Origin of the sequence: Streptomyces lycii (assembly GCF_009735685.1) — a bacterium.
Taxonomy (GTDB): Bacteria; Actinomycetota; Actinomycetes; order Streptomycetales; family Streptomycetaceae; genus Streptomyces; species Streptomyces lycii.
Genome location: NZ_WHPN01000129.1, coordinates 1 through 7,212 on the forward strand (window position 1 = coordinate 1; position 7,212 = coordinate 7,212).

The following is a 7,212-nucleotide window of genomic DNA, read 5'->3' on the forward strand; positions in this document are numbered from 1 at the left end:
GAGCATCGCGAGCGTCAGCAGCCATCTGAGCGGCTTGCGCATCCGCCCTCCCTCAAGAAGTCGCGCGTTGACGAGCCGTGAACGTATCCCGGCTCGTCCCGCGACCGCCAGACCCACAGGACGCACAATTCCCAGCTGTAACGGGCGAATTGACCACTCCGGACCGCAGCAGGCGTTACGAAGCCGCGTTCTCCTTGGTCTCGGCCTCCCGCTGGAGTTGCGCGAGCACACTCCCCGGGTCGCCCTTCGGCTCGACCGTGCGGCCGATGGTGGCCCGGAGGGTGCGCACCGTCGGCCCCCAGGAGACCTTGTCGACCGGGTAGAGCTGGGCGGTGCGCAGCTGGTCGAGGAACTCCCAGACCGCCTTGTTCTCCTTGTCGGCGCGCATCGCGTCGAAGGCGGAGTTGGTGACCGGCAGCAGGTCGTACTGCTGCGCGAACTTCAGGACGTTCTCCTTGCTGTAGGCGAAGTTCAGGAACTCGCCGATCGCCTCCTGGTTGCCGTTCTTCTTGAACGCGGTCATCCAGTCGGCGACGCCGGTCGTCGCGGGCGACTCGCCGTCCTTGCCCGGCGGCGGCGCCATCCCGTAGTCGATGCCGTTCTCCTGGGCGATCTGCATCAGCGTCGGGTGCCCGTTGAGCATCGCGACCTCACCGCGGGCGAAGCCGTCGTAGACGTCCTGCCGGTCGGTCTCGCCGGGCTCGGGGTTGGTGAGGCCCTTGGCGACGAGTTCGTCGCGCAGCCACTCGAACGTCCGGACGTTCTCCGGGGCGTCGATGGTGTAGGCGCCGATGTTGTCGGTGTAGCCGCCGCCCCCGCTCAGCAGCCAGTTCAGCGTCTCGGCCTGCGGCTCCTCCGGGCCGAGCGGCAGCCCGTACGGGGTCTTCACGCCGGACTGCTCCAGCGCGACGGCGGCCGACTGGAGTTCCTGCCAGGTCTTCGGCGGGGTGGTGATCCCGGCGTCCCGCAGCAGCTTCTTGTTGTAGAAGAAGACCCGGGTGCTGGCGACGAACGGCATGCCGTACTGGGTGCGGTTCGCCTGGCCCGCCTCCGCGACCGCGGTCACGAAGTCCGCCTGCGCGGGGATGGAGAGCAGCTCGTCGGCGCTGTAGAGCATGTCCTGCTCGGCGTAGTCGGCGTACGTGGCCATCTGCGCCATGTCCGGCGGGTTGCCCGCCTCGACCAGCTCGGAGACCCGGCGGTCGACGGCACCCCGGTCGTAGATGTCGACGTCGACGCTGATCTCCGGGTGCTTGAACTCGAACTCCCCGATCAGCTGGTCCCAGTAGCGTTTGGAGCTGTTCCCGGACCGGTCGCCGTACTCGGTGACCACCAGCTTCAGAGTGGTCCCGGCGCCGTCCGCGGAACTGCTTTCGCCACAGGCCGAGAGTGTCGTGAGCGCCAGGGTGGTGGACACACCCGCCGCCAGGAGACCAGAGAACCGCCGTCGCACTGAACTACCGCCCCTTGTTCCGAGCCGATGACAAGCCGCCGCGCCGGAGCGACCGGCACGGCGTGAGTCATGAGTCTGCTGTGGCGGAGGCGCCAGGTCTACGTCACGGTCCGTATCTCTTCGATATCGAACGGGTGCCGGTGCGGCCCGGCGGCTTGCGGCCGCGTTCCGGCACCCGTCGTCCGGCGTTCAGACGCCCGCCGTCTCCGGTTCCCCGGCGAAGGTCCGCCAGAGCTTGGCGTACCGGCCGCCGGCGGCGAGGAGTTCCTCGTGGGTGCCGTCCTCCACGACCCGGCCGTGGTCCATGACGACCACCCGGTCCGCGCGGGCGGCGGTGGTCAGCCGGTGGGCGACGACCAGGGTGGTGCGGCGGCCCGCCAGCCGGTCCGTGGCCTGGTTGACCAGGCCCTCGGTGGCCAGGTCGAGCGCGGCCGTCGCCTCGTCGAGCAGCAGCACGTCCGGGGCGACCAGCTCGGCGCGGGCCAGCGCGATCAGCTGCCGCTGCCCGGCGGAGAGGTTGCGTCCGCGCTCGCTGACCTCGTGCAGATAGCCGCCGTCGAGCGAGGCCACCATGTCGTGCGCGCCGACCGCGCGGGCCGCGGCCTCCACCTCCGCGTCGGTCGCGTCGGGGCGGCCGTACGCGATGGCGTCGCGCACCGTGCCCGGGAAGAGATACGGCTCCTGCGGGACGACCCCGAGCCGGTGCCGGTAGCCCGCGAGGTCCAGCTCCCGCAGGTCGGTGCCGTCCACCCGGACCGCGCCCGACGTCGGGTCGTAGTACCGGGCGACCAGCTTGACCAGCGTCGACTTGCCCGCGCCGGTCTCGCCGACGAAGGCCACCGTCTGGCCCGCCGGGATGCGCAGCCGGACGCCGGACAGCGCCTCCCCGGACTCGCCGGACGCGGGGTCCTCGGTGGCGTAGCGGAAGGACACGTCGTCGAAGACGATCTCGCCGCGCAGCGACCGCACCTCGCGTGGCCGGGCCGCGAGCGCGGTGCTGGTCGGCTCGCGCAGCAGCTCCTGGATGCGGCGCAGCGAGACGGTGGCCTGCTGGTAGCCGTCGAAGACCTGCGAGAGCTGCTGCACGGGGGCGAAGAACAGCTCGATGTAGAGCAGATAGGCGACGAGGGCGCCCGCGGTGAGCGTCCCGCCGTTCACCCGGCCCGCGCCGACCAGCAGCACCGCGGCGGCGGCCACCGACGACAGCAGCTGCACGAACGGGAAGTACACGGAGATCAGCCACTGGCCGCGCACCCGCGCCCGCCGGTAGCCGTCGCTGCGCTCGGTGAACCGCCGCACGCCCAGGTGCTCGCGGCGGAACGCCTGCACGACGCGCATCCCGGCGACGTTCTCCTGGAGGTCGGCGTTGACGGCGGAGACCCGCTCGCGGGCCAGCTCGTACGCCTTGACGCTCTGCCGCCGGAAGAAGACCGTGCCGACGACCAGCAGCGGCAGCGTCGCGAGGACGACCAGCGCCAGCTGGAGGTCGAGGACGACGAGGGCGATCAGGATGCCGAAGAAGGTGAAGACGGACACCACGGCGGTGACGAGCCCGGTCTGCAGGAAGGTGGACAGGGCGTCCACGTCCGTCGTCATCCGGGTCATGATGCGGCCGGTCAGCTCGCGCTCGTAGTAGTCCAGGCCGAGCCGCTGGAGCTGGGCGAAGATCTTCACGCGCAGGTTGTAGAGGATCCGCTCGCCGGTGCGGCCCATCATCCGGGTGGAGGCGATCTGCGCGGCCCACTGGGCGAGCACGACCAGCAGGGCGAGGACGGAGGCCGCCCAGACGGCGCCGAGCGCGAGGCGCTGCACACCGTCGTCGATGCCGTGCCGGATCAGCACCGGCAGCAGCAGGCCCGCGCCGGCGTCCACGGCGAGCAGCAGCAGCGCGAACAGCAGCGGCCTGCCGAAGCCGCGCAGCAGCCGGCGCAGCCCGTACTCCCGTTCCGGGCGGACGGCCTGCTCCTCGTCCACGTCCGGGGTGTCGGTGGCGGGCGGCAGCGCGGCGACCTTCGCCAGCAGTTCGGGGGTGGCGGGCATCCCGGCGAGGGCGCCGGCGATGCCGGGACCGGCCGCGGCCGCGGCGGTGGGGCGGGAGCCGTCCGGACCGGCCGCTCCGGCGACCTCGGCGGCGGACGAGCCGGACCGGTCGCCGGCGCGGCGCCACAGTTCGGGCGTGATGCCGTCGACGACCCGGCGCTTCGCGCTGACCGGCTCGGACTCCATCTCGGCCTCGGCGTCCAGCTCTGCCTCCAGGTCGCGGCCGCCGGACTCGGCGGCAGCCGTACGGGCCGAGCGGACGGCCCGCGCCGAACGGGTGCTCGCGCCGTGCTCGCCGCCCGGGGCGTGGCCGTTGCCCGCGGCGCGGCCGCGGTCCGGGCCGCGGCCGTTCTCCTGTGCGTGGCCGTTGTCCCGGGCCAGCTCGGCGACCGGGTCGCGCTCGACGCCGCCCAGCTCGTCGGGGTCGGTGAGCAGCCGCCGGTAGAGCGCGGAGCGCTCCTGCAGTTCGTCGTGGGTGCCGAAGTCCGACAGCCGGCCGCCGTCGAGGACGGCGATGCGGTCGGCGAGGGCGAGGGTGGAGCGCCGGTGGGCGATCAGCAGCGTGGTGCGCCCCGCCATGACACCGCGCAGCGCTTCGTGGATCTCGTGTTCGACGCGGGCGTCCACGGCCGAGGTGGCGTCGTCGAGCAGCAGCAGCCGCGGGTCGGTGAGGATCGCGCGGGCGAGCGCTATGCGCTGCCGCTGGCCGCCGGAGAGGGTCAGGCCCTGCTCGCCGACCTCGGTGTCGTAGCCGTCGGGCAGGGCGCTGATGAACCCGTCGGCCTGGGCGGCGCGGGCGGCGGTGCGGATCTGCTCCTCGGTGGCGTCCGGGACGCCGTACGCGATGTTGGCGCGGACGGTGTCGGAGAAGAGGAAGCTGTCCTCGGGGACGAGGCCGATGGCGGCCCGCAGCGAGTCCAGGGTCAGATCGCGCACGTCGTGCCCGCCGACGCGCACGGCGCCGCCCGACACGTCGTAGAAGCGCGGCAGCAGCAGCGACACGGTGGACTTGCCGCTGCCGGACGCGCCGACGACGGCGACGGTCTCGCCCGGCTCGATGCGCAGCGACAGGTCCTTCAGGACCGGCCGCTCCGGGTCGTAGCCGAAGGTCGCCGAGACGAACTCGACGTCCGCGGGGGCGTCGGCGGGCAGCTCGTGCGCGTCGGGGCGCTCGCGCAGCGACGGCTCGGCGTCGACCAGTTCCAGCACCCGTTCGACCCCGGCGCGGGCCTGCTGGCCGACGGTGAGCACCATGGTCAGCATCCGCACGGGTCCGACGAGCTGCGCGAGATAGGTCGAGAACGCGACGAACGTGCCCAGGGTGATCTGGCCGCGGGTCGCCATCCAGCCGCCGAGCGCCAGCATCGCGACCTGCGCGAGGGACGGCACGGCCTGGAGGGCGGGGGTGTAGCGGGAGTTCAGCCGCACGGTCCGCATCCGGCCCGCGAACAGCCGCCGCCCGGCCTCCCGGAGCTTGCCGGTCTCCTGCTCCTCCTGCCCGAAGCCCTTCACGACCCGGACACCGGTCACCGCCCCGTCGACGACCCCGGCGACGGCGGCGGCCTGCCCCTGCGCGTACCAGGTGGCGGGGAAGAGCCGCTTCCGGCTGCGGTCGGCGACGTACCAGAGGGCCGGGGCCATGGCGAGGGCGACCAGGGTGAGCAGCGGTGACAGCCAGACCATGACGGCCAGCGAGATCACGAACAGCAGTACGTTGCCGATCATCATCGGCAGCATGAACAGCAGGCCCTGGATCAGCTGGAGGTCGCTGGTGCCGCGCCCGACGACCTGCCCCGTGGACAGCTCGTCCTGGCGCCGGCCGTCGAGCCGGGAGAGCGAGCGGAACATGTCGGTGCGCAGGTCGTGCTGGACGTCGAGGGCGAGGCGTCCGCCGTAGTAGCGGCGGATGTAGGTCATCGCGTAGACGGCGAGCGCCGCGCCGATCAGCAGGGCGATCAGGGGCGCCATGTCCCGGCGGTGCTCGACCACCACGTCATCGATGATCATCTTGGTGACCAGCGGGACGAGCGCCATGACGGCCATGCCGCCCAGCGAGGACCCGAGGGCGAGCAGGACGTTCCGCCGGTAGCGCCAGGCGTACCCGGTCAGCCGCCGGGCCCACCCGGCCGGGGCCGGGGCCGCCGCGGTCCCGTCCGGCCCCGCTCCGCCCTTGCCCGTTCCGTCTCCGCCCTTGCCCGTTCCGGCCTCGGCCTCGCCCCGCTCCTGCCCGGGCTCCCCCGCCGCGTCCGTAGCCGTACCGCTCACCGATGACCTCCGTCGTCCCCGCTCGTACGGCGCCGCCGATCCGTCCCACGGCGCCATGATTCAGAACACCGGTGGTGGCCGTTTTTGTTTCGCGCGTACGTACGCAATATGACGGGGCAGGCGCTCGGTCGCAGGTCCTGGGCCTCCGGCCGGGTCAGGACGGCCGGGCGGAGGCGGGCCGGAGACGGGCCGGGGGCGGCCTGAGGCGGGTCGGGGGCCAGCCGGGGACAGGCCGGGACGGGGCCGGAGGCGGGCCGAGTTCCTTTTCGGCAGCCGGACCGAAAACGCTCGGGCCGGGCTCCGGGGCGGAGACGTGGTCCGGAGGCGGTTCAGCGCGCGGCCGAGGCGGGCGGAGCGGTGCTGTTCCGGACGACCAGTTCGGTGGTGAGTTCGATGCGCCGCGGGCTGAGCGTCTCACCGCGGGCCAGGGTGACGGCCATGGTGGCGGCGGTCGCGGCCATCTCGGTGAGCGGCTGGCGGACCGTGGTCAGCGGCGGGGCGAGCCAGGTGGACGGGAACAGGTCGTCGAACGCGACGACGCTCAGGTCGTCCGGGATCCGCAGACGGGCCTCGGCGGCGGCCCGGTAGACACCCAGGGCCGTTCCGTCGTTGCAGGCGAAGACGGCGGTGGGCGGGTCCGGAAGCCGCAGCAGGTCACGGGTGTGGGACAGGCCGGTGTCGGTGTAGAAGTCGCCGGTCCGGACGAGCGAGTCGTCCCGCGGGACACCGGCCATGTCCAGGGCCGCGCGGTAGCCGTCCAGGCGGGCCCGGCCGGCGATGGTGTGGGGCGGGCCGGTGATGGTGGCGATGCGGCGGTGCCCGAGCTGGAGCAGATGCCGGGTGGCGGACAGGCCGCCGCTCCAGTTGCCGGCACCGACCACCGGGCAGTCGGCCTCGGAGTCCCGGGCCGGATCGACCAGCACCAGCGGGATGTCCCGCGCGTGCAACTGGCTGACCTGCTCGTCGGTGAGCGCGGAGAACACCGCGATGACGCCGAGCGGGCGGCGGGCGAGGATGCGCTCCGTCAGGCCGCGCCCCGGCGCCTGGAGCCCCAGTTCGGCCACGGCCACGGCCAGCGAATGTTCGTGCGCGACGCGCTGGACCCCTTTGATGATCTCCACCGGGTAGGGGCCCGCGAGTTCGTGGAAGACCAGTTCCAGCATCGGCGCCGGGCCGGCGGCCTTCTTCTGGCGCCGGTATCCGTACCGCCGGATGAGCTGCTCCACCGCCTCCCGGGTGTCGACGGCGACATCGGCACGGCCGTTGACCACCTTGGAGACGGTCGCGACCGACACTCCCGCCCGCTCGGCGAGCTGCGCGATGGTCAGGGGCTCGGGCCGCGCGCCGTCGGCGAGGGGGCTGTCGTCGACTGAAGTCACCCGGTCAGTCTACGGGGGCGCCCCGCCGGTCGTTTCGACGCCGGGACCGCACCGAAGGACGCGGGACGGCCGGGA

The 7,212-nt window shown here is 73.1% G+C and carries 3 protein-coding genes; all 3 read right to left on the reverse strand.

Translation table 11 applies throughout. The features are described 5' to 3' along the window. Window positions 1–175: 175 nt before the first annotated feature. Window positions 176–1,417, reverse strand: a complete 1,242-nt coding sequence (locus GCU69_RS05500) for an ABC transporter substrate-binding protein (protein WP_235978256.1) — start codon at window positions 1,415–1,417, stop codon at window positions 176–178. 225 nt (window positions 1,418–1,642) lie between these two features. Beyond that, entirely contained in the window at window positions 1,643–5,602 is a 3,960-nt protein-coding gene (locus GCU69_RS05505) for an ABC transporter ATP-binding protein (protein WP_156205282.1), read from the reverse strand. Window positions 5,603–6,087: 485 nt separating this feature from the next. After that, complete coding sequence (locus GCU69_RS05510; RefSeq protein ID WP_156205281.1) at window positions 6,088–7,137, reverse strand: LacI family DNA-binding transcriptional regulator; 1,050 nt, start codon at window positions 7,135–7,137, stop codon at window positions 6,088–6,090. Window positions 7,138–7,212 lie beyond the last annotated feature (75 nt).